The sequence below is a fragment of the Sodalis sp. RH14 genome (assembly GCF_047324285.1).
GTDB lineage: Bacteria > Pseudomonadota > Gammaproteobacteria > Enterobacterales > Enterobacteriaceae > Acerihabitans.
Window position 1 is genome coordinate 1918561 of record NZ_CP178739.1, and the last position, 23582, is coordinate 1942142.

The following is a 23582-nucleotide window of genomic DNA, read 5'->3' on the forward strand; positions in this document are numbered from 1 at the left end:
AGGATATGCTTTGTCACGCCGCCTGCTTTTCCAACCAGCCTGAAAAATTTTTGCACGTTTTCTCCCGTGGCCGTTGGCAACGGCTTTCCGCGCTATGCCGGCTTTACCCGCGTATCGTGACGCAGGATATGCTGGCGCAGGAATTACCAAAGCTGGCGCAGGTTGAGGTGATCTTCTCAAGTTGGGGAATGTTTCCACTGAGCGAACGGCAGCTCGATCAATTACCAAAACTGAAAGCGGTGTTTTACGCCGCCGGGACGACGCAAACGTTCTCAGCGCCATTGCTGTCGCGGGGGATAACCGTGGTCAGCGCCTGGCGGGCCAACGCCGTGTCGGTGGCGGAATTTTGTCTGGCGCAGATCCTGCTGGCTTGCAAAGGCTATTTCCGTAATCATCGCGACTATGGCGCTCCCGCGGTATTTGATGACCTGAGTAACCGGCATCCTGCGCCCGGCGCTTATGGGGAACAGGTGGCATTGCTCGGCGCCGGAGCGATAGCACAAACGTTAACCGGCTTGCTGGCGCCATTCGAGCTTGACGTCGTCAGCGTGCCGTCGCGCGCTGCGCGCCGGACGGTATCGCTGGAGCAGGTGTTTGAAACGGCGTTCGTTATCAGCAACCATCTGCCGAATCGTCCCGATAATGTCGGCGTGCTGAATGGGAGTTTGTTTCGCCGCATGCGCCCTGGGGCGGTGTTTATCAATACCGGGCGCGGCTTACAGGTGAATGAGCCGGAGCTGATTGAGGTATTCAGCCGGCGCCCGGACCTTACCGCGTTGCTGGATGTCACCAAACCGGAACCACCCGCGGCCGATTCGCCACTCTACCAACTGCCGAATATCCAATTAAGCAGCCACATCGCCGGCGCGTTGAATCATGAAACCCAGCGCCTGGCTGACTGTGTACTGGCGGAATTCAGTCGTTGGCTACAAGGAGAAGCCCTTTGCCATCAGATAATGACATAACCGCTGCTGCGAGAGGTAGCTGCTATCGCCTGGTCGTTTTTGATCTGGATGGTACGGCGTTGACCCCGCAAAAAAAACTCACCCCGCGGTTCAAAGACGCGGTACAGCGCGCAGCCAAGCTTGGCGTCACGATCGCCCTGGCCTCGGGACGTTCATTGGACAGCGTGCGCAATGTGCTGCGGCAATTACCGTTGGGCGATATGCCTGGTTACGTCATCGCCTGTAACGGCGCTATTATCTGGAGCCAGCAACAAAGACAGTGTATTGCCGAGGAATGTCTCGAGCACCGCGATGTCCTGATATTGAGTCAGCTCGGCCGGCGGTTGGGGTATGCCTGCTATATGCTCGAAAATAATCAGCTACTGACTGATTTTCCGCTCACCTCAGACGCGGGCGGGCATCTGTTTAGTCAACTGCCGGTGATGACATTGCCAGACGGTTGGCAGAATACGCCGCGCCGCCCGCCAAAAATGATGTTTATCGAGCAAAAGGAAAAAATCGACGCGTTACCGATATTGATCCCTGCGGATATCGCCGGATGCTATCATTTTGTTCGCAGTGAGCCTAACTATTATGAAGTGATGAAAAAGGGCGTACATAAAGGTTCCGCCTGCCGAACTTTGGCCGCACGTCTGGATATTCCAGCGAGGCATATTATCGCAGTGGGCGATGAACAAAATGATAAAGAAATGCTTTTCTTTGCCGGCGTAGGGGTGGCAATGGGCAATGCTGCGCCAGAAATAAAATCACTGGCCGATTGGGTGACGGATAATAACGAACATGATGGGGCGGCAAAGGTTCTTGAGCATTTTGTTATTAACAGTAAATTATATGAGTGTGATTAGGTTCAAATTTAGTGTTGATGATTGCCCTGAGTTTTTTTAAACACAATGTTATAGCGGACGTATTATTTTTGGAGTGTAGAAAAAATAACGATATATGCAAATAACCCATTGTAAATAAAGCAATTAATAATCTGGCATAACAATTGCTTTATTGTCATGTCGGCGAAAAGTTTTAACTTTATTTCTTTTAGCCGATAAGGATAAGGTAATGAATTTTTTGATGAGATAAACAATATCGTTGTCATTTAATAAGCTGATACACGGAATGGCTGTTTCCGTGGGTCCCTGTTTATCACAAATGATCAAACAAAAATAAGAGCAGGATAGAATATGAAAAAAATAACTTTTCTGGCCATAGGTCTGCCTGTGGCCTGCTGTACCCTGAACGCCATGGCATCCGCTACCTGGATCGATAACCGTTATGCACATACCACCGCATCAGAGAAAAACCAGTATAAAATTGGCGCCGGTCATATTTTTGATAATGGGGCTGGTGTGCTGGTCTCGTCAATGTATGATTTGGGCCAGGATTTCGGTCAGTTGAGAAGTTCTTTTCAGGAATATGAGGGATGGTATCCGGTACCTTTAGCCGATAAATGGAGTATTACCCCAGGCGGCTTAACGGATATTGATAGTGGCGGCACCAAACTGGCGCCCTATGTCAGCCTGGATTATAAATTCAGTAAAGTTTTTAATGTATCAACGCGTTATCGTTATAATCACATGACCCACCAGGAAAGGGACTATAATAATGAAATGGATTATAATGATAGTCATCAAATTGATCTGTTCCTGAACTATCAGGCCACGGATAAATTATGGCTACAGCTTAATCCTGAGTTTTTCATTAATACCGGCGATTATTATGCTTCCAATGGTAAAAAAACCCATTGGGAACCGAGCATTGTCGCCCGTTACCGTGTTAATCAGCATTGGATGCCCTATGCGGAAGTGGCATGGCTGGACCAGGATCAAAATAATGATAATCAGGTGCGGTTCCGTTTAGGAATTCGCTATTATTTATTCTGATAAAGGGGGTGGGTGAGCGGCCCACCCAAACGCTATGAGAGTAAAACAGGTGGCGCTATTATTGGCGCCGGGATTTGAAGAGGCCGAGGCGATTATTATCCTTGATGTGCTAAAGCGGCTTGATATAGCGGTAACCATGCTGGCCTGCTGCGCCACTCGCACGCTGGTCAGCTACCACGGCCTGCATGTAACGGCTGATGCGTTAATCAGCGAAAGTCCAACGGCGCTGTACGACGCGGTCGTGATCCCAGGCGGCCCCCTCGGGGCGCAAAACCTCGCTGAGAACCAGGCCGCGATCGATTTTATTCGTCGCCATGATAATGCGGGAAAATGGCTTTGCCCGCTATGCTCAGCGGCCGCACGCGTCCTTGCCCCGCATAAGCTGTTAAAAGGACGCCGTTATGTCTGTTCCGGCACTTTGTCGGCTACCGTTACTGACGGCGTGTATGTCGACGCCCCGGTAGTGGAAGACGGTAATTTATTAAGTGGACGGGGGCTGGGGACGGCGTTCGATTTTGCCTTTTCCATTGCAATGCGTTTAACCGGCGATGAGGCGCGGATACGCCGGCAGGCCGAACATATTTACCATCGCTTATCCCTTGGGCTGTAGCGTCTGTGGGGCGGATTTTCCGCCCCCGGCGTTATTTTTTCTTAACTGTAAAATAGTCAAAGTGGATATTTCCGTTGGAATGGTGATTCGTTGAAGCCGCATAGATACCCATTTTAGCGCCGACCCATTTTCCCGCGCCGGCGGAAAACCGTGGCGATACCGTTGCCCAGGCCTGCCCTGCGGCGTGATAGCGGAAATGGCAAATCCCGTCATCGCCGACATCGCAGGCCAGCGCCAAAAGCCGATAATCGGTGACATCAGCGACCGGCACCCTGTGCTCCGTCAAGATACCGCGCTCGCTTATCCAGCCATGGCGCAAGCCAAGCCATAGGCGCTTTTGTTCTAGATACAGCGTCAGCGCGGCGTAGCGTTCTCCATAAACCATCAGCCCGCCTTCATCCCCGGGTTGCAGAAAGTGCGGGGTAACGCCGCAGCACACGGAAAAACGGACGGCTGGAAATTTCTGCAGCAGGAGCTGTGGCGTCGTATATAACGCCGGTACGCCATTCCAGGCAGCTAAGGGCGCGCAGCGCAGCCGTAGCCCCGGCCGGCCGGGGCTTATCCAGTCGTCAGCGGGATTGGCCTGCCATTGCCACTGCTTACCGGGGCGGCCGTCGGCAAAATCATCGCTGGACTGGATTTCGCCGGGGCAGTAAGGCAAATCGGGTATCGGATGTATGAGCACCGGTTGCCCTTTGCCGGGTTCGTCGCTGGTCTCGCCGATCAGCGGCCAGCCGTCGTCGAGCCAACGCAGCGGCTGCAAATGAACTATCCGGCCATACAGGCCTTTATCCTGAAAATGGAGAAACCAATCCTCGCCATTCTCCAGCGCCACCCAGCCCCCCTGATGTGGACCGTTAACAGAGGTGTCGCCCTGGTGCAGTACATCGCGACTTTCCCACGGCCCCTGAAGGCGGGCGGCGCGCAGCACGGTTTGCCAGCCGCGTTTTACTCCGCCGGCCGGAGCGAATATCCAGTATTCGCCTGCGCGTTTGTACAGCTTTGGCCCCTCAAGCGTCGGATGGGAGGGCGTGCCGTCAAAAATAATCTGCCCGTCATCCAGCAAACGCGAGGCATCTGGCGTCATCTCGATTAACTGAAGCTTATTTTTGATGCCGCTGCGGCTATAGGCGAAGGCATGGACCAGCCATGCGCGGCCGTCGTCATCCCAGAACGGGCAGGGATCGATCCAGCCGGACACTTTTTGCAGGCAATGCGGCGCGCTCCATTCCCCCAGCGGATCGGTGCTGTGACAGACAAAAATACCCTCGTCCGGGGTACTGAAAAAAACCCAATAGCGCCCGGCATGATAACGAATACTGGGAGCCCAGATGCCCTTGCCGGGTTGCACTGCGTTATAGCTGGCAAACGGCAGCCGCGGCACCACATGGTTGACCAGCGTCCAGTGGATCAAGTCGCGCGAGTGCAGCAGGGGCAGGCCGGGAACGTGATTAAAACTGGACGACACCAGCCAAAAATCGCCGCCGGTCCTGATGATATCCGGGTCGGCATAGTCGGCGTGGATAATGGGATTTTTATAAAATAAAGACATTGGCCTGTTCGCTGTTGTGTAGAACCTGACAGGATGAGAAGCAATTTTTACGCCAAGAATTAAAATTCATATATATCAATATATTGAGATTTATCGTGACCAGTAATCGCCCTGGGCGGCCTTGTGTTGAATGCCTGCGCCTTACAACTTACTCGCGAAAACTCAGCGTGACCTTAAATGCCGCGGCCGGGGAAACAACAACCCTGTTATGGGTTGCGCTGAACCGGATATCTCCTTTCTCAAGGACGGCTCTTACCTGTGCCAGGGACGATACCCGAAACTCCAGTGCGCTCATTCTCGTTTCCCCGGTGTAATCCTCCGGCAGGGCGATAAACGCCTGTCTGGCTTGCTCGGGAGTGATAAACCGCAGCCGGGTTTTCCCCGCCTGCAGGAAATATTCCCCGCCCATTTTGCTGAACTCATGTTGCGGCCCGAACATCTGCGCATAGATCTGCATGGCGTTTTCCGTATCGTCCGCCACCATCACAAACCCGCAGAGATCCTGCACGCCATTCGGATGTTGCTGCCACGCTGGCTGCCATACCGCATCGGGCGTCAGATGCTGGCAGAAAAAACTGAAACCGTTGGGGATCCGGCGGGCATCGATACGGGTGATGCAAAACCGGGCTTCAACAATGCGGCTATCGGGCAGGGTAACCCGGCGGGAAAAAGCGGTCGGCGGCTCGGCTGCCAGCCGGCAGGCTTGTAACTGCCGAAAGGCCGCACCGGCATCGCCCGTTTTCCAGACCAGACCGGCTAAGCCCAACGGCGGTTGCCACAAACCTTTAGCGGCGCCGGTGTTATCTTGTTCATAGCCCAGCAGTTCCAGGTAGTTTTCGCCAAAAATCGCCAGATGATTACTCGAACCCATCGAGTGATGCCCGCGTGCGGTCAACTGAAATCCCAGGCGGAGAAATAACGCCCGCGCGTCGTCAAGATGATCGTCAACATTGATCACCGCGTGATCGATCACCGGGGTTAACTGAGACATAGCCTATTCTCCCAATCTGTTTGTATTGGCGTCGTTGAACATGGGGTGGAGGATAAAAGCATGGTTTACGCGGTGCGCCCTCCAAAGTAGAGTTCGCTCATGCGCGCATCGCTAAGTAAATCACGGGCATTGCCGGTCAGCGCGACGTTGCCGAGCGCAAGAATATAGGCGCGGTCAGAGATATGCAGGGCTTCCATCGCATTTTGCTCGACCATCAGAATAGTGACTTTTTCCAGCTGGCGGATGGCCTGAATCGCGCTGAATACTTCGTCGAGCATTTTCGGTGACAGCCCGGCTGAAGGCTCATCCAGCAGCAAAATGGCCGGTTCGGGCATCAGCGCGCGGGTGAGGGCCAGAATCTGCCGTTCGCCGCCGGACAGCGCCGAGGCCGGCGCCTGCCATTTTTTCCGCAACAAAGGATACATTTCGCAGAGTTGTTCCATGCGCCGTTTACGTTTGGCCGGCGGCAAAAACTGGCCGCCGGTTTGCAGATTTTCCGCCACGCTCAGGCTGTTGAACACATTATCGAGCTGCGGAACAAAACCCAGCGAGCATTCGCGGACTTTGCGGTGGATCGGGATGCTGCCGGTTTCCTCGCCGTTAAGACGAACCTCGCCATGGCGCGGCGTCAGAAACCCGGCGATGCATTTGAGCAGGGTGGATTTCCCACAGCCGTTCGGCCCGAGCAGGGTGACGATTTCCGCCTGGGAAACGTCCAGCGAAATGCCCTGCAGAATATCCACGCCCGGGGTGTAACCGGCGACGACATCATGAATTCTGATCATACGGCCTCCTTCAGGGCTCGGCTTGCGCCGCCGAGATAGGCATCCAGCACTTCCTGGTTTTTAGATAAATCATCGGGATGGCAACTGGCGACGATATGCCCGCGATCCAGCACAATGCAACGCTCGCAAAGCGATGTTATAAAGTGCATATCATGCTCGATGATAACCAGTGAAATACCGTTGCCGCTAAGGGTTTGCAGCGTCGCCACCAACTCCTGACGCAGTGTCGGGTGTACGCCGGCCATCGGTTCGTCAAGCATCAGGATGTCCGGATCGCCCATCAGCGCACAGGCAATGCCCAGCAGTTTTTTCTGGCCGCCGGAAAGCGCCGCAGCGGGCAGATCCCGTACTTTGGTCAATAGCAGTGTGTCGAGCAATCCGGTGGCTTTCATATGATCTTTCCTCTCAGCCCGCCGCCCGGAAGGCAGTGAAAACAGCCCGTTCCAGATACCGTGATGACGGGTGCCGGCGGCCATCACCACCTCCATGACCGTCATTTTCGCCGGCATGGCCGGGAGCTGGAAGGTGCGCGCAATGCCTGCCCTGATGATGCGGTGTGGGGGCATTTTGTCGATGCGCTCTGCGCCGGCGGTAATCGTGCCGCTGTCGATGGCGGTAAACCCGGAGATCGCGTTGAGCAGGGTGCTTTTTCCGGAACCGTTCGGCCCCAGCAGCCCCAGGATCTCGCCTTTTTGCAGGCTAAACGTGACCGATTTCAGCACCTGATTGCCCCCGAAGGCTTTGCTGATGTTGTCCACGAACAGAGATATCGTCATGGCATGATCCTCAGCTTTTCCGGCAGAATACCGCCCGGACGCAGTAACAATCCGATCAGCATCACCAGCCCCACCAGCCCGAGGCGCAGCGCGCCGGTCAGATCAGAACTCATATGCAGCCAGTCTTTGGCGAAGGGAATAAAGTTGTATAACCCTTCGACCACCACCACCCCAGCCAACACCCCGCGCACATTGCCGATGCCGCCGATCATCACCATGCTCCAGATAAGGAAGGTTTCGGAAGAAAGCAGGTAATCCGGGCTGACGTAGTTGGTGTACCAGGCAAGCAACATCCCTGCGATAGCGCACATTACCGCGCTGCACATCAGTGCCCGGCATTTGAGCCACAGCAGTGAATATCCCAGGCACATCGCCAGTTGCGGCTGTTCGCGCATCAGCCGTAAAGCACGCCCGAACCGGCTGTTGCCCACGCGTACAGAGATAACAGTACAAAGCGCGATACACAGCAGGACCAGCACGGTGAAGATCAGTACATCCTGTTGTTGCAGACCCGTAGACCACGGCGCAGAAATGTTGCCGATCCCCTGGCCGCCGCCGGTCAGTCCTTCTTCGTTGATCACCGCAATACGGATGATTTCCGCCAGCGCCAGCGTGGCGATCCCCCAGTAATCGGCGGAAAGCTGACGCCCGAGCAGCGCCATGGCGGCGGAGACCATCATGGCCAGCACGATCCCGGCCGGGATCACCAGCCATAAAGGCAAGGAAAACTGGCTGCCGATCCCGATGGCGTAAGCCCCGATACCGACAAACGCGATATGACCGAAGTTGAGCAAACCGGCATAACCGGCCTGCAGGTTAAGCGCCAGCGCAATCATCGCGTAAATGCCGGCGATGCAGAAAATATGCAACAGAAATTCAGACACGGCGCACCTCCCGGTTGAATAAGCCATAAGGGCGTAGCAGCAGGGCCAGCAGCAGCATCACGAACGACGCCGCGTTAATCCAGGTAGTTGGCATAAACACCATTTCCTCGCCATACAGCCATCCCCAGTTAATGTTGGTGACCAGTGTTTCCGTCACGGCAATCAGCAGCGCGCCGAAAATGGCGCCCATCGGGTTGCCCAGCCCGCCGAGAATGGCGGCTGCCAGTACCGGTAGCATCAGGTCATTTCCCTGGTTGATATACGCGCTGCCGTTCATGGCGATCAACGCGCCGCCGACGGCGGCGATCATGCCGGCGATCATATTGACGGTGTGGATGATGGCTTTGGCATTCAGACCGGATGCCGCCGCCAGCTCGCGGTTACTGGCCAGCGCGCGAATGGAACGCCCCTGCGGGGTGAAAAACAGTAAAAAGTTGAAGATAAGAATGATGGCGACCGTGGCGACGAGGCTCCAGCATTCGTCAGCGGAAATGCGGATTTCGCCCCACTGCCAGGTATTGCCGATCGGCAGGTGATAGCTGACGGGCGCCGATCCCTCGACGCCTAATATCAGTGCAATCATGACCATCGAGACGGCGAGGGAGCCTATCATGGCATTCGCCGCCCCGGCGTTAAGCAGGCGCTGAAACACCCAGTGATGCAGCAGCACGGCTAAAATGCCGCACGACAGCGCTGAAAACAACACCGCCAGCGAAAAAGGCATGCCCATTTTCATGCCGCCGGCGGTCAGGAAGGCCCCGACCATGGCGTACTGTACATGGGCGATATTGGCAAACCGTACCAAACCGTAGACCAGGCTCAGCCCGAGCGCGACCAGGGACAAATCGGCGGTGCGGATTAGCGTATCAACAATAAACTGCAACATGATGCTTTCCTGAACAAAATGACACAAGGAAACGATCGCGGCCGGTGACCTTAGCGCGCTACGGGTTCGCCGTTAAAGGCTTTCACCTTCAGGTAAGGTTGGGTCTGGCGCTGATTATCAGCGTCCAGATTCAGCGTGCCGGTTATGCCGGTAAATGTCGGCGCGACCGTTTTCATGGCGGCGATCAGCGCCGCCGGGCTGGCGTCGTGGGCTTTATCGATGGCCGCCGCAGCCAGCATGATGCTGTCATAGGCGTAGCTGCCGTAGACGGAACGGGGTTTTTCGTGGAAACGCTGCTGATAGTTGTCGCCGTAACTCTGGCCGTCGGTTTTTTGCGCCATGCCGGACACTTCCATGCCGATCTGCCCGTTGGTGTATTGCGCCGGTGAATCGGCAATCGCCATGGTCAGATACATGCCATACCACGGCGTTTTGCCCATGCCCAGTTCCCAGGCTTCACGGTTCAGGACGATGGCGTCCTGGCCGTAGCTGGTGTAGACATAGGCGTCAGGTTTGGCGCGGGATAGTTGCTCCAGTTCGCGGCGGTAGGAAGGCTGGCCGCTGGCGTACAGCACTTTCGCCGTCACTTTACCGCCCAGCTTTTCAAACGCCTGCCTGAACTGCTGCGCCATGCCCTGGCCGTAAGCGCCATCCGGCGCGATAAAAGCGACATTGTGATAACCCTGTTTCCACACGTCATCGGCGGAAAAACGGGCGGAAAGATCATCCAGGCCGATCACGCTGTAAGAGGATTGGCCAATTTTTCGTACATCCGCGCTGGTGCCGGAAATGTTGATGTGGACCAGATTGTTCTTCACCAGATACTGGCCGATGGGAATGGTGACGCTTGAGGAAAAATCGCCCACGACCAAGGGCACTTTATCCACCTGGGTGAGTTTCCTGACCGCATTCAGCCCTGTTACCGGGCTTCCCGCCGAGTCTTCCACCACCACATCCAGCTTTTGTCCCGCGACGCCGCCTTTGGCATTGAGCTTCTCAACGGCCAGTTCAATACCACGACGCTGATCTTCACCAATGCTGGCGCTGGTACCGGTTAAGGGCAGGATGGCGCCCAGTTTGATATCGGCTAAAGCGGGAGGAACGGCGCTCAGCAACGGCAGGCTGGTCAACGCAGACAGAATAACGATACGGCGAAAGCGGGTTTTCATTAGTGTTCTCCGGAGCTTTTAGTACTACGATAAAGTGAATAAACAAGTGAATACACTTATGTTCAAAGGCAAGTTTTATGCCATGTGTACACTTATTAAAAAAACAACGCGTGAAGGGGGGGGCAAAAAGATCAAATAATGAAGGAAAACAAAGGAAAAAGGTGTAATGAAAAAGGTTAAACCGGGCAGGGCGCTATGATTCATTTATCCAGATTTAAAATATCTCTTTCCGCGACAGGACTATTTTTTCACTTTTTTAGAGCAACAGTCGCACTGCAATAGTGCAACTTGATAATTAATGGATAAATAATAGGCTTAAATAACATATTATTATTAATTACCTGATATATAAGTATTAATTAAAGTGAACGCAAAAGTGTATGCAAACATGTGTTGAGTGGAATTTATTCCTGTGATATCACTTTAAACATTACCTATTATTGAATATCTGCTGCAATGTTAAATATTGAGTATTAGCACGGTGTCAGCAAAAAAATTAAGCGCAACAGGAGACTCAGTGATTGTTCCAAAGAAAAAGCCCCGCAGTGCCGACAGCGTTGAGAAGGTTTACGAGAAGGTCAAACTACTGGCTATCGACTACCACTTCCGACCGGGCGAACGTGTTAATGAGGTCGAGCTGTCCGGCCAGCTCGGTGTGTCAAGAACACCCGTACGGGAAGCGCTGAACCGCCTGTCGAAAGAGGGTTTTATGCGTTTTGTCCCCAATCGCGGATTTTATGCCCGTGACATTACGCCGGAAGGCGTGCGCGAATTATATGAAGTACGCATGGTGATTGAGCAGGCGACATTCCGCTTTGCCTGCCAGCGCGCGACGGATGAAGAAATCGCCGTGACCGCCGCTATCTGGGAAGCGATCAGCGACAAACAGCCGGACGCCGGTGAGATCACTGACTGGACGGAAATAGCCAAAGCCGATGAGAAGTTCCATATGGAAATTGCCCGCATCTCGCATAACTCGCGTCTGTACGAGATGCTCGACAGCCTCAACTCACTCATCCGTTTCTTCCGCCGTATCGATCTGGAAACGCCAAGTCGCCGGATTAACGCCTACGATGAACATGTCGACATTATCTCCGCGCTGCGTCACCGCGATGCTGTCAAAGGCGCGCAGTTAATTGAACGGCACGTCTCGCTCAGCGCGGAACATGCGGTTGAAGTGACGAAAGAAGGGCTGGCACGTATTTACTTCGGTAAAAAACAGACGCTGTGACGTTGTCGCCGGATTTGTGAAAAAACCGATATATCAATGCAGATCACCACAGAGGATCTATGGTCGTCATTTCCCAACACATTATCGACCAGGCAAAACAGTTGCGCCGTGAATTCCACGCCCGGCCTGAGCTGGGTCTGAAAGAACACGGTACCGCCAGGAAAATCAGCGAACGTCTGTTGTCCTTCGGCCTGGAAGTACACAGCGGCATTGCCGAAACCGGTATTGTGGCGACGCTGCGCAACGGCGCAGGGCCATCGATTGGCTTACGCGCGGATATCGATGCGCTGCCGATTCAGGAACTGAATGATTTTGCTCATATCTCGCAAAACCCTGCCCTGATGCACGCCTGCGGTCACGACGGACATACCGCCATTTTGCTTGGCGCGGCGCGTCATCTGAGTGAAAACCGTCATTTCCGCGGCACGGTGCATTTCATTTTCCAGCCTGCTGAAGAAAATGCCGGTGGCGGGAAGATGATGGTGGATGAAGGGCTGTTTGAACGCTTTCCGATGAGCAGTGTTTACGCGCTGCACAACTGGCCGGGTTTGCCGGTCGGCGACGTCGCCGTTAGCCAGGGGCCGATGATGGCCTCCCAGGATAATTTCTATATCACGCTGACCGGAAAAGGCTGCCATGCCGCCATGCCGGAGCTAGGCGCCGATCCGGTGGTTGCCGGCGCGCAACTTATTTTGTCGCTGCAAAGCCTGATTTCACGCCGCTTATCGCCGCTGGAACAAACGGTGATCAGCCTGACGCAGCTTCAGGCGGGGGAGGCTATCAACGTGATTCCCGAAACGCTGTATATGTCCGGTACATTGCGCTGCCTGAGCAACGAAACGCGCGTCACCTGCTGGCGGCTGATTGAAGAGTACGTCAACGCCGTGCCGTTGCCCTATGGCGTGCGAGGCGAGGTCCGCTGGGAATGGGGTTATCCGGTGACAAAAAATCATCCGGAGCAGGCGGAAGCGGTGCGCGCGGCGGCGCTGCATTCCCCCGGCGTGACGCGGGTGCATTTCAATAATGCGCCGTCGATGGCGGCAGAGGATTTCGGCTATCTGCTTGAGCGATGTCCCGGCGCGTATTTCTGGCTGGGCGCCGATGGCGCAACCCCTTCTGCTTCCCTGCATAACGCGCGTTATGACTTTAACGACGATCTTATCCCGCTGGGCATCGGTATATGGGCAACGCTGGTGAACAGATTGCTGAAAGACTAATTCTCACACTGTTTTCATTTTTACGGAGTCAATTATGAGTCAGATTCATTTTGTCGGCGCCGGTCAGATGGCGGAAGCTATTATTCGCGCAGCCCTGAGCCGCCAGGCCGTTTCGGCCAGCCAGATTACGCTTATGGATATTGATGCCGGGCGCATTGCCGCGCTGCGCGAGCGTTATCAGCTTGCTTCGCCGCTGAATGACGGCGAAGCGCTGGCGGCGGCGGAATACATCGTGCTTGGCGTCCGTCCGCAGGACGATATTGCCGGCGTGGCGAAGCATATCTGCCAGCTCGCCTCGCCGCAGGCGACCATCATTTCGATCATTGCGGGCGTTACCCTTGAACGCCTGGGCACATTGTTCGGGGCTACCCGCCCGATTGTGCGCACCATTCCCAACACCCTGACTGACACGGGTTTTGGCTACAGTGGCGTGGTGTTCAACCCGCACGTGCAACCCGAGCCGCTGATGCCGTTTCTGGAAAGTTTCGGCAAAGTGATGCTGCTCGAGGAACGGCTCATTGACGCCTTTACCGGTTTTGCCGTCGCCGGGGTGAATTATGTGTATTACTTTATTGAATCGCTGACGGATGCCGGCGTGTTGAGCGGATTGTCGCGGCCGCAGGCCAGTAAAGTGGTTTGGGAGAATCTGATCGGCGGCGTGGAAATGCTGAAAGCCAGCGGGAGGCATCCGCGTCAACTGATGGACATCAACAATTCGCCTGCCGGTGTGGGAATCAACGGATTGTACGAACTCAACAACAGCGATTTTGCCGCGGGGTTGCAGCGCAGCGTGATGACCGCAGTCAGAAGAACGACGGAGCTTTCTAAAGGTTAGACCGACTATAAATAAAGCCACCGGGCCCTGTTAAGCCAGGGCCCGGTGGTTCTGCATCAGAATTGATAAGACGCGCTGACCGAGAAATTACGCGGCTCGCCGTAAACGTAGTTGTTCATATAGGTGTAGTAGGTACGGTCAAACAGATTATTAACGTTTGCCTGTATAGCTACCTGTTTGGTGACCTGGTAGCGTGCAAACAGGTTCGCCAACGGGTAGCTGCTCTGATAAACGCGCCGGGTGCTGCCATCCGGCCCGGTCACATCTTCAAACACGCGGTTCTGCCAGTTGATGCCGCCGCCAATGGCCAGGTCCGGCAACATGGGCATTTGATAACGCGTAAACAATTTGAAATCGGTTTGCGGCTGGTCCGGATTATAACGGCCCTCTTTATCGCGCGCGACATAACGCGTCGCGCCAAACGTCAACTGCAGATTATCGGTGAGCGCGCCGTTCAGCTCAAATTCCGCCCCTTTGCTCCGTGCTCCCTTGGTTGCCTTGTAGGCCTGCTCACTGCTGTTATTGACATAAACACCATTCTGTTCAGTACCGACGCTGTTCTGCTCGATACGGAACACCGCGACCGAGGCGGTCAGGCGCCCATCCAACCAGGCGGATTTCAGGCCGGTTTCATAGCTTTTACCGGTAACCGGCGACAGATAGCGGCCGGCGCTGTCGCGATAGGTCTGCGGCTGGAAGATCGAGGTATAGCTGGCGTAGGCCGACCAGGTATCGTTAATGTCATACACCAGGCCCGCGTACGGCGTGATGTTGTTTTTTTCCATATCGCCGCTGCTGCCGTTGGTGCTCCATTGGGTATAACGCGCACCCACAATCAGCGCCAGCGGGTCCGCCAGAGAGAAGCGCGCGGCGGTATACGCTGATTTCTGGCGGATCACATCATCCGCGTTCAGATACCAGCCCTGCCATTCCGGCTCGGCGATATTGCCATTCCAGCCATTGTTAAACGCGCCCATATCGCTGGCGGCGATGTTGTAATTGTCGGGATCGGTAATGCCGTCCTGGCTGTAGGTGGCGTTATGCTGGCGGCTGTAGCTGATTCCGGCCATCAACTGATGCCGGCGACCAAACGCCTTGAACGGACCGCTGGCGTAGCCATCCACGGAGGTCAGTTCACGCTTGCCTCGGTCCATGCTGCCGTAACCGGTCACACCTTCGCCGGTGCTCTGGTCCGGATAATCCATGACATAGAGCAGAGTATCGCTAAAGGTGTTCTGGGCGTGGGTACCATTAACGTGGATGTTCCAGCCGTTATCAAAGCTATGTACCAGGTCGGCATACGCTTTGCGCGCGTTGGTGTGATAAGACGTCCAGTCGGCGGAGGAGTTCAGGCTGCGGTTGTAGTGCGTCAGTGAACCATTGCTGTAAAACATCGGCAGGCCGCCCCAGGTGGGGTTTGCGGTGTCGGCGTCCTCATAGTCGTAGCCAAGCGATAGGGTGGTGTGATCAGTGATATCCGCATCCACCACGCCATAGAGAAATTTTTTGTTTTTCCGATATCGGTCCAGCCAGCTGTCCTGATCCTGGTAGCCTGTCACCACACGACCTCGCACCGATCCATCATCATTCAGCGGGCCGGCGACATCGGCAACATAGCGTTGTTTGTTCCAACTGCCATAGCTGGCGCTTACCGTGCCGGTGGGCTCTTTGCTGTCCGCATGCTTACGTACCATGTTAACGGACGCCGATGGGCTGCCTGCGCCGGTTATCAGGCCGGTGGCGCCGCGTACCACTTCAATACGGTCATAAATCGCCGTATCTGAAGCGGCGTCGCCGTAGTTCCACGCATCGCCAACCGAAGTGGGAATGCCGTCAAAGGTGAAGTTGGTGATTTTGAAGCCGCGGGAAAAATACTCGGAACGTTCGCTGTCAACCAGGTTGCTGGTGATACCTGTGGTGTTATTCAGCACATCGGTAACGGTTTGCAACTGCTGATCCTGCATACGCTGCTGAGTTATCACGCTGACCGACTGCGGCACATCGCGTGGCGTCAGCAGCAGTTTGGTGCCAGCGCGCGTGGTCGGTACCTGGTAGTCCTGTTTCTGTTCTGCAATCTTGTTGTCGGGGCTTGCGTACACCACCAGCTTCTGCTGGTCATCGCCGGTGGCTGTCGTGTTGTCTGTTTCGGTTGCCTGCGCCGGCATTGGGTTGAGGAGGGCATGTGCCACCATTGCCAGCAACGACATCGTGAATGTTTTACGGATGTCGGACGCGCGTGATTCAGCGCGAGTTTCCTTGCGATTCAAAGACATAACCTTACCCGTCAGAAATAAGCGTGACCCGCTGTCATAATGCTTTTGTTGTTATAGGTGGTGACCCCGAAATAGCGGGAGAGGATTGCCATTGCGAAGCACGGACAGTAAAAACATACACTAGTTGAGAATACCAATGATAATCATTTGCCTTAATAATTATTAAAAAGTTTCATTTCGAAATGTAAATGGACGCGGCTTTGCACGCCCTCGATCGATTGGATTTGCTTAGTTTTCGCGAATGTGTATTATTCTCATTCATTCTTTGACCTGTCCGCGCGGCGATAGCCCGCCGGAAACCGTTCATCCATTGATGGAGTACAGAATGAAATCGTTTTTCAGTCCGGGCAAAGCCGCGGTTGCTGCTGCGGTCGTTGCCTCTTTAAGTCTGACTGCTTGCCAGATGCCGGCCAAAAAAGCGGAAAGTCCGGTGGCTGCTGCTGCGGCAAAACCGGTTGATCAGGCAGTTAAACAGCGTGTATTGGGCGATGGGCTGTATGAACTGGCGTATTCCGCAGCCGCCAACGCATTGTATGTTGCCAGTGCGCAGAGTTTTAAGGACGTGAACGGCGGCATACTGTATCGCCTCGACCCGACTACCCTAACGACCAAAGGCGAGACCCATACCGATCTGAAAAACTTCGGCATGGCCATCGATGACGAAGGTAGCCTGTTCTATACCACCAATTCACTGGATGGTAGCCTGTCCAAAGTGGATGCGCAGAGCGGCAAAGTGCTGCAACGCTTGATGTTGGGTGGCGGTAAAGATAAAGACGGCGATGCGGTCGGCGCACGTGAGATATTCCTGCACGGCAACGAGTTGTATGTCGGTCGTGTGGCTGATCCGGGCTTCATTACCGTGATCGACACCCACTCTTTCAAAGTAAAAACCACCATCAAAAACGCAGGGAAATGGGTGACCGGCATTATCTATTCGCCGCTGACCGATCGCATTTATGCCGCCAATGGCGCGGGTGAGATTGTGGTTATCAATCCGCGCAGCCACAAAATTGAGCAGCGCTGGAGGCCGGATAATGGCCAAGAGTATCTGTTTCTCAATATGGCGGAAGACCCGGCCACCGGTCGCCTGTTCGTCACCGATGACTCGAAAGCCAAAACCACGCTGGTGCTTGATGAGCGCACAGGCAAAGTGATTAAACGTATTGAAGGTGATGCGTTGGGGATTAAATTCAACGCCAAACGCAATGAGATTTACATCAGTCAGCGTGGGTCGAAGAAAGTGTTGCAACTGGATGCCACCAGTTATGCGCTGAAAAAGAGCTGGTCGTTCGACACCCATCCGAACAGCCTGTTGGTATCAGCGGACGGTGAAACGCTGTATGTTTCTTTAAAACAGGCGTTTAACAAAGATAATTCTACCCCAGGGCCGGATAGTGTCGCGCGTATTGCGCTGAATTAAATCCGCCAGAGGAGGCCTGAGGGCCTCCTTAACATGCCGTTATCGGCGCGTTTTTCCGACTGGTTACTCATAAATGCTAATCTCCCCACCATCGTCGATAGGGTTATTTTTATTGGGCTTGGCGCCGTTTTGCGTCATAGCCAGCGCGATAATGGCGCCCAATAAGGCGATGCCCAGAATCGAGGTATGAAATAGCGTCGAAAGCAGAAAGCCCAGGTATCAGGAGGCGTCGCGGTACCGAGGGTCGCCTCGCCCATAAATACCCGTTCCAGGCTGGCGCCATAAGAATGCCCGCGTTAATATCGCCGGGCATCCAGCCCACCAGCGGCGCCAACACCAGCGGGCGGTTCAGTATCGAACTGGCGAATGCATAATCACAATAGCCCGGCAGCGTCACCAGCGAAACACCCACAGCATGCGGGAAGCTGTGACCGATAATACTCGTTCGAAAACACAAACGAGATCGGCATCACAATAATATTCTCATTCAATATGTGATCTCACCCGCAATTAATAACCCCTGGGGCATGATGTTTTAAAATTGTCCAACCAGGCGGACAAGCTTTAGTATTGTTGTTATTTTCCAGGGCCACTATATTCATAATCATTGATTGGCTGTAATGCTCCTCTGGCAATGACGAATCACAGAGGATTTTTAACCGCAGGCTTAAAAAATAATCACCAGTAAATTTGACGCAAAATGAAAGGGTAATATGATGCAACCACTTACCTCGCGACAAAATAGATTATTAAAATACCTACTGCAACGCCAAGAACACGTCACTATTAAACACATTGCGGAATATCTGGAGGTGTCCGAAAAAACCGTCCAGCGCGATATGCAGTATGTTGAATCCTACCTGGCGGCCTGGAATATCTACCCGGAAAGAAAAGTCGGCGCCGGTATCATATTGACCGCCGACGACGAACAGTGCCGGATCTTGCTCGACCAACAGATTGTGTTTGACGATGAGGGATTCGATGCCCTGGTCAATAACACGCGTCGGGTGAAAATCGCTTCCCAGCTGCTCAGCGACATGCCGCGTGAAACCTCCATCAGCAAGTTGTCCGAACGCTATTTCATCAGCAGCGCGTCGATTGTCAATGATTTAAAGCTGATTGAAAGCTGGATACGGCCGCTGGGACTGACATTGATCCGCAGCCAAAGCGGCACCCATATCGAAGGCAGCGAAAGTAACGTGCGCCGGGCGATAGTGTCGCTGATTAACGGCGTGATGAACCACAAAGAACCGGGCAGCATGAATCATTCGCGTCTCGATCCAGGCAGTCACCGGGCGTTAACCCACTATTTCGGCGCAGACGATGTCGATTTCGTCCAGCAGCTATTGCAGGATATGGAACTGCAGCTCTCGTATCCGCTGGGGGAGCCTTATTATATTAATATTTTTACCCATATCCTGATCATGATGCATCGCATGGCGCTGGGCAATGCCCTGATGCTGGGCGATGATAAAGTATCCCAACAGGTGGATCGGCATATTTTCGCTATCGCGCAAAAGATGATCCGGCAAATTGAACGGCGGGCGGGCAACCGCCTGCCGTCGGACGAGGTATGGTTTATTTATCAATATATCATCTCATCCGGCATTGTCATGGAAGAGCGCGCCGATCATCCCGCCGTCAGGAATCAATTCTTTGATGGCGAATCCCGGCGTTTGACCATGAGCCTGATCGCTATTTTTTCTGATTTAATCAGTGTTGATTTACGTACCGACAAATTACTGTATGACGGGCTGCTTATCCATATTCGCCCGCTGCTTAATCGGCTCAAATACGATATTCGCATCCGCAACCCGCTATTAGATGATATCAAAAACGAATTGCATGATATTTATCACATTACCGGTCTCGCTACTGAGCAACTCTCCCGTGGCAATCAGCTGCAACCCATAGCCGGCGATGAAGTGGGTTATTTGACGGTGCATTTCCAGGCGGCGATGGAGCGGCAGATCGCCAGCAAGCGCATTCTGGTGGTGTGTTCCAGCGGTGTCGGCACTTCGCATCTATTAAAAAGCCGCATCCTGCGCGCGTTCCCTTACTGGACCATTGTCGGCGTGGTGTCCGCCAGTAATATGCTGGCTTTTAGCCAGCAGGAAGAAATTGATTTGATTATTTCCACTATTCATCTGGAAGAACAAAAAATTCCGATAATTTATGTTTCGGCTTTTTTTAATGACGATGACATCAGGCGCGTCACCGATAAAGTGATAGTCAGTAAACTGCATCAGGCGGTGGGACAGTTTTCCGCAGCTGAACATTAATTTTTCATCATTCGAGGTGAAGTAGATGGACATTACGAAAATTCTCAATGCTAATCGCGTTAAATTAACCATGACCGCCAAAAATAAAGAAGAAGTGATTCAGGAGTTGACTGAAGTGCTGTATGACGACGGCGTCATTGTCTCTAAAGAAGAATTTATCCGTGATGTCTGGTTGCGCGAGGCGGAAGGCTCAACCGGCTTTGAGAATCATATCGCCATCCCCCATGGCAAATCCTCGGCGGTAAAACAGACGACGCTGGCCATCGGGCGTACGTGCGGGGATATTCCCTGGGAAACACTGGATGGCAGCCAGGTCCGCTGCATTATTCTTTTTGCCGTGCGTCTGGAAGATCAAAATACCACGCATATCCGCCTGCTGTCTCAGGTTGCCAGCGCGCTGGCCGATGATGAGGTGATTGCTCGGCTGTTAAGCGAGACCAATCCCGATAATATTATCCGACTGTTCAGTCAATACGCAGAAACAGACCTCTGTTAACCCTTATTAAGACGAGGCACAAAATGAAAATAGTTTGTGTAGCCGCCTGTACGGCGGGGATTGCTCATACGTATATCGCCCGTGAGAAGTTATTTAAAGGCGCCAAGGCGCTAAATTACGATATTAAGGTTGAAACCCAAGGCACCATAGGTACCGAAAACGAATTAACCGCCGAGGAAATTTCCGCCGCCGATGTTGTTATATTGGCTGTAGATATCAAAATTAAAGGCGAGGAGCGGTTTAAAGGAAAACCGGTCGTTCGGGTGAAAACCGACGTTGTGATTAAGTCCCCGGCTAAATTTCTGGAAAAAGTGGCGAATTCATTGGAACGCGCCTGACTATTAATTTTTTCGGGACAAACGTAATGAAAAACAACCAAAGTCAACTTGGCCAGGAGATAAAGGGGCATTTGCTTACCGGTATTTCCTGGATGATTCCGCTGATTGTCGCCGCCGGCATTTGCATCGCCCTCGGCCAGGTCATCGGCGGAACCGACGTGGCGCATAAAACCGGCAGTTTCGCCTGGATGTTGAATCAAATCGGCGGCTGGGGCATGGGCCTGATCGTGCCGCTTATCAGCGCCGCCATCGCGTACTCCATCGCCGACCGGCCGGGCTTTGCCCCGGGCCTGATCGTCGGTTTTATCTGCGGCCAGATCCAGACCGGTTTCATCGGCGGTATTTTAGGCGGTTTTTTAGTTGGTTACACCGTGCTGCTATTGCGTAAAACCATCAAGCTGCCCCCGTCGATGCAGGGCCTGATGCCGGTGATGATCCTGCCGGTGCTCAGCACCCTTATCGCCGGCCTGCTGATGATGACCTTTATCGGCCAACCGATTATCTGGCTACAAAAAACCCTGATCCATTTACTGGAATCCATGCAGGGCGGCTCGAAATTTATGATGGGGGCCATCCTCGGCGCCATGGCCACCTTCGATTTCGGCGGGCCGGTCAATAAAACCATGTCGCTGTTTGCCGACGGCATGCTGGTCGACGGCATCTATGGCCCGGAGGCGGTGAAGTTTGTCGGTTCCATTATTCCGCCGTTCGGTATCACGCTCTCTTTCCTGCTGACCCGCAATAAATATACCCGGGCGGAAAAAGAGGCGCTGAAAGCGGCGTTCCCAATGGGAATCTGCATGATTACCGAAGGCGTCATCCCCATCGCCGCGCGGGATTTGCTGCGGGTGGTGGCCAGCTGCGTGGTCGCCTCGATGCTGGCCGGCGGACTGATTATGGTGTGGGGCGTGGAAGCGCCGGTCCCCCATGGCGGCCTGTTCGTGGTGCCGCTATTTACCAAACCCCTGATGTTCTGCCTGGCGCTGGGCATCGGCACGGTGGTATGCGGCGTCATGCTCTCGCTGATTAAAAAGCCCGTCACCCAGGCGGATGAAGAATTTGACGATGTGGAAGATCGCGGCGTACGCGACGAAGACATTAAATTCACCCTCGAATAAACGGGAGACCTTATGTACAGCTCAATGAAAACCCTGATTAACGATGCTTATCAGCGGCACTACGCCGTGTTGGCGATTAACTGTTTTAACCTGGAAACCGCCCGGGCGGCGATCGCCGCCGCCGAACAGCGCCATGCGCCGCTGATATTGAACGTCTATCAGGGCCATTGCGGCCATTTCCCGCCGCGGGTCGCCACGCCGCTGGTCAATGCGCTGGTGCAGCGGGCCGCGGTGCCGGTGGCGTTGAGCCTGGATCACGGCAAGGATTTCAGTTTGATCGGCCAGGCATTTCGCGCCGGTTTTACCGGGTTGATGATCGACGCGTCAAGCCAGCCGCTCGCGGATAACATCCGCCACACGGGGCGGGTGGTGCGCATGGCGGCCACCGATGGGGTGTGCGTGGAAGGGGAATTGGGCCATATCGCCGATGCGCCGGTGTATGACCTGGCCAATGCCGCGGTGAAAATGACCCGGTTGGAAGACGTGGCGCCCTTTATCACCCGGACCGGCATCGATTTGCTGGCGGTATCGGTGGGCACCGCGCACGGTATTTATCCCCAGGGGGTGACGCCGACCATTGATTTCGACCACCTGGCGGCGCTGCACGGCGCATCGTCCGTTCCTCTGGCGCTGCACGGCGGCAGCGGCACCCGGGCCGAGGATATCCGCCGCGTCAGCCGGCACGGCGTGGCCAAGATTAACGTCGGCGCCGCGGTATTCGATGCCGGCAAAACCGCCCTGCAACAGGCCCTGAAACAGCATCCCGCCGCCGAATTGGCGGATGTGCTGGCGGTCATGGAATCCGCCTGTCGGGAGGTGGTGTCCGAGTATCTCACCTGGTCGGGGTCGGTAAACCAAGCCTGACCCCGATCGCCATCTGATTTTCGCAGTTCACACCGGCGATATTCACCGGTGCGGGGAAGCTTTACCCCAAATTAAACGTTTACAGGAGAATAACGATGTTGATTTCCATGCACGAAATGCTTAAACCGACCCGCGAGCACCGTTTTGCCATCGGCGCGTTCAACGTAGCCGACAGCTGTTTTATCCGGGCGGTGGTGGAGGAGGCTGAAGCCAGCAATACGCCGGCGATTATTTCCATTCACCCCAGCGAGCTGGAATTTGTGACTGATACGTTTTTTGCCTATGTGCGGGAAAGAACCCTGCGCAGCCCGGTGCCCTTTGTGATTCATCTCGATCATGGCGCCTCTATCGCCCACGTGATGCGGGCGATTCAGTGTGGTTTCACCTCGGTGATGATCGACGGTTCGCTGCTGCCCTATGAAGAAAATGTGGCGCTGACCGCGGAAGTGGTGAAATTGGCACACGCGGTGGGGGTATCGGTGGAGGGCGAACTGGGCACTATCGGCGACACCGGTACTTCGGTGGAAGGCGGCGTCAGCAAGGTCATTTATACCGAGCCGGCGCAGGCGGAGGATTTCGTCAAACGCACCGGCATCGACTCGCTGGCGGTGGCGATCGGCACCGCGCACGGTATCTATCCCAAAGATTTGAAGCCGGAACTGCAAATGCATATTCTGCGGGATATTTCGCAGCGCGTGGCTATTCCGCTGGTGCTGCACGGCGGGTCCGCCAACCCCGACGCCGAAATAGCCGAAGCGGTGACGCTCGGCGTCGGCAAGATCAATATTTCCAGCGATATGAAGTTCGCCTATTTTAAAAAAGCCCGCGAGGTGCTGAGCCGCGAAACCTGGTGGGACCCCAACGCTATTTATCCGGAACCTATCGCAGCGGCTAAGGAGGTGATTCGCTATAAAATGTCCTTATTCGGCTCCACCGGTAAAGCCGCGCTGTATTAATTCCCCGGGCAGGCGGCCGACGCCTGCCCGAACGCCTGCCCTGGAACCCTTTTATTATCG

The 23582-nt window shown here is 54.4% G+C and carries 22 protein-coding genes; 14 read left to right on the plus strand and 8 right to left on the minus strand.

From position 1 onward, the window contains the following. The first annotated feature begins 5 nt into the window (after nt 1-5). From ACL2XQ_RS08545 to ACL2XQ_RS08560, 4 genes are all read left to right on the plus strand, one after another. Nucleotides 6-965, plus strand: coding sequence for a hydroxyacid dehydrogenase (locus tag ACL2XQ_RS08545; RefSeq protein ID WP_413740264.1), 960 nt, complete (start codon nt 6-8; stop codon nt 963-965). Continuing rightward, on the plus strand, nt 944-1810 hold the full coding sequence (locus ACL2XQ_RS08550) for a Cof-type HAD-IIB family hydrolase (protein WP_413740265.1): 867 nt from the start codon (nt 944-946) through the stop codon (nt 1808-1810). The genes ACL2XQ_RS08545 and ACL2XQ_RS08550 overlap by 22 nt, the downstream gene beginning before the upstream one ends. 330 nt (nt 1811-2140) lie before the next feature. Continuing rightward, nucleotides 2141-2839 carry an oligogalacturonate-specific porin KdgM family protein gene (locus ACL2XQ_RS08555; RefSeq protein WP_413722557.1) on the plus strand — a complete coding sequence of 233 codons (699 nt, stop codon included), beginning with the start codon at nt 2141-2143 and terminating at the stop codon, nt 2837-2839. A 34-nt stretch (nt 2840-2873) separates the two neighbouring features. After that, complete coding sequence (locus tag ACL2XQ_RS08560) at nt 2874-3449, plus strand: DJ-1/PfpI family protein (RefSeq protein ID WP_410015528.1); 576 nt, start codon at nt 2874-2876, stop codon at nt 3447-3449. A gap of 31 nt (nt 3450-3480) precedes the next feature. On the opposite strand, the gene ACL2XQ_RS08565 is transcribed toward ACL2XQ_RS08560, so the two are convergent. The 7 genes from ACL2XQ_RS08565 to ACL2XQ_RS08595 form a co-directional block, all read right to left on the minus strand. Then, complete coding sequence (locus ACL2XQ_RS08565) at nt 3481-5001, minus strand: glycoside hydrolase 43 family protein (protein WP_413722559.1); 1521 nt, start codon at nt 4999-5001, stop codon at nt 3481-3483. Nucleotides 5002-5149: 148 nt separating this feature from the next. Then, nucleotides 5150-5992 carry a VOC family protein gene (locus ACL2XQ_RS08570; protein WP_413740266.1) on the minus strand — a complete coding sequence of 281 codons (843 nt, stop codon included), beginning with the start codon at nt 5990-5992 and terminating at the stop codon, nt 5150-5152. Nucleotides 5993-6057: 65 nt separating this feature from the next. After that, entirely contained in the window at nt 6058-6777 is a 720-nt protein-coding gene (locus ACL2XQ_RS08575) for an ABC transporter ATP-binding protein (RefSeq protein ID WP_410015525.1), read from the minus strand. Beyond that, on the minus strand, nt 6774-7553 hold the full coding sequence (locus ACL2XQ_RS08580; RefSeq protein WP_413728571.1) for an ABC transporter ATP-binding protein: 780 nt from the start codon (nt 7551-7553) through the stop codon (nt 6774-6776). Before ACL2XQ_RS08580 ends, ACL2XQ_RS08575 begins: the two co-directional genes overlap by 4 nt. Next, complete coding sequence (locus ACL2XQ_RS08585) at nt 7550-8437, minus strand: branched-chain amino acid ABC transporter permease (protein ID WP_413730593.1); 888 nt, start codon at nt 8435-8437, stop codon at nt 7550-7552. Before ACL2XQ_RS08585 ends, ACL2XQ_RS08580 begins: the two co-directional genes overlap by 4 nt. Further along, entirely contained in the window at nt 8430-9323 is an 894-nt protein-coding gene (locus tag ACL2XQ_RS08590) for a branched-chain amino acid ABC transporter permease (protein WP_410015522.1), read from the minus strand. Before ACL2XQ_RS08590 ends, ACL2XQ_RS08585 begins: the two co-directional genes overlap by 8 nt. Before the next feature lie 50 nt (nt 9324-9373). Then, entirely contained in the window at nt 9374-10492 is a 1119-nt protein-coding gene (locus tag ACL2XQ_RS08595) for an ABC transporter substrate-binding protein (protein ID WP_410015521.1), read from the minus strand. 517 nt (nt 10493-11009) lie between these two features. Here ACL2XQ_RS08595 and ACL2XQ_RS08600 point away from each other — a divergent pair. The 3 genes from ACL2XQ_RS08600 to ACL2XQ_RS08610 are packed head-to-tail and all read left to right on the plus strand — an operon-like array spanning nt 11010 to nt 13775. Continuing rightward, a complete protein-coding gene (locus tag ACL2XQ_RS08600; protein WP_410015520.1) occupies nt 11010-11723 on the plus strand; it encodes a GntR family transcriptional regulator in 714 nt (237 codons plus the stop codon). Between the two features lie 59 nt (nt 11724-11782). Then, on the plus strand, nt 11783-12940 hold the full coding sequence (locus ACL2XQ_RS08605; RefSeq protein ID WP_413740267.1) for a M20 aminoacylase family protein: 1158 nt from the start codon (nt 11783-11785) through the stop codon (nt 12938-12940). A gap of 34 nt (nt 12941-12974) precedes the next feature. After that, a complete protein-coding gene (locus ACL2XQ_RS08610; RefSeq protein ID WP_410015518.1) occupies nt 12975-13775 on the plus strand; it encodes a pyrroline-5-carboxylate reductase family protein in 801 nt (266 codons plus the stop codon). 56 nt (nt 13776-13831) lie between these two features. On the opposite strand, the gene fhuE is transcribed toward ACL2XQ_RS08610, so the two are convergent. Continuing rightward, nucleotides 13832-16048, minus strand: a complete 2217-nt coding sequence (gene fhuE, locus ACL2XQ_RS08615; RefSeq protein ID WP_413740268.1) for a ferric-rhodotorulic acid/ferric-coprogen receptor FhuE — start codon at nt 16046-16048, stop codon at nt 13832-13834. A gap of 325 nt (nt 16049-16373) precedes the next feature. Here fhuE and ACL2XQ_RS08620 point away from each other — a divergent pair, with 325 nt between their 5' ends. The 7 genes from ACL2XQ_RS08620 to ACL2XQ_RS08650 all read left to right on the plus strand — a co-directional run bounded on the left by ACL2XQ_RS08620 (nt 16374) and on the right by ACL2XQ_RS08650 (nt 23522). Next, nucleotides 16374-17468, plus strand: a complete 1095-nt coding sequence (locus ACL2XQ_RS08620; protein ID WP_413740269.1) for a hypothetical protein — start codon at nt 16374-16376, stop codon at nt 17466-17468. A gap of 716 nt (nt 17469-18184) precedes the next feature. After that, nucleotides 18185-19750 (plus strand): BglG family transcription antiterminator, encoded by a 1566-nt coding sequence (locus tag ACL2XQ_RS08625; RefSeq protein ID WP_413740511.1) that lies wholly within the window; start codon nt 18185-18187, stop codon nt 19748-19750. 25 nt (nt 19751-19775) lie between these two features. Next, entirely contained in the window at nt 19776-20246 is a 471-nt protein-coding gene (locus ACL2XQ_RS08630; RefSeq protein ID WP_413740270.1) for a PTS sugar transporter subunit IIA, read from the plus strand. A 23-nt stretch (nt 20247-20269) separates the two neighbouring features. Then, nucleotides 20270-20584: a PTS fructose transporter subunit IIB gene (locus tag ACL2XQ_RS08635; RefSeq protein ID WP_413740271.1), complete on the plus strand. Its 315-nt coding sequence runs from the start codon at nt 20270-20272 to the stop codon at nt 20582-20584. A gap of 26 nt (nt 20585-20610) precedes the next feature. After that, nucleotides 20611-21702: a PTS fructose transporter subunit IIC gene (locus tag ACL2XQ_RS08640; RefSeq protein ID WP_413740272.1), complete on the plus strand. Its 1092-nt coding sequence runs from the start codon at nt 20611-20613 to the stop codon at nt 21700-21702. Between the two features lie 12 nt (nt 21703-21714). Next, nucleotides 21715-22566 carry a class II fructose-bisphosphate aldolase gene (locus ACL2XQ_RS08645; RefSeq protein ID WP_413740273.1) on the plus strand — a complete coding sequence of 284 codons (852 nt, stop codon included), beginning with the start codon at nt 21715-21717 and terminating at the stop codon, nt 22564-22566. A 95-nt stretch (nt 22567-22661) separates the two neighbouring features. Beyond that, nucleotides 22662-23522 carry a ketose-bisphosphate aldolase gene (locus tag ACL2XQ_RS08650; RefSeq protein ID WP_413740274.1) on the plus strand — a complete coding sequence of 287 codons (861 nt, stop codon included), beginning with the start codon at nt 22662-22664 and terminating at the stop codon, nt 23520-23522. Nucleotides 23523-23582: the final 60 nt, after the last annotated feature.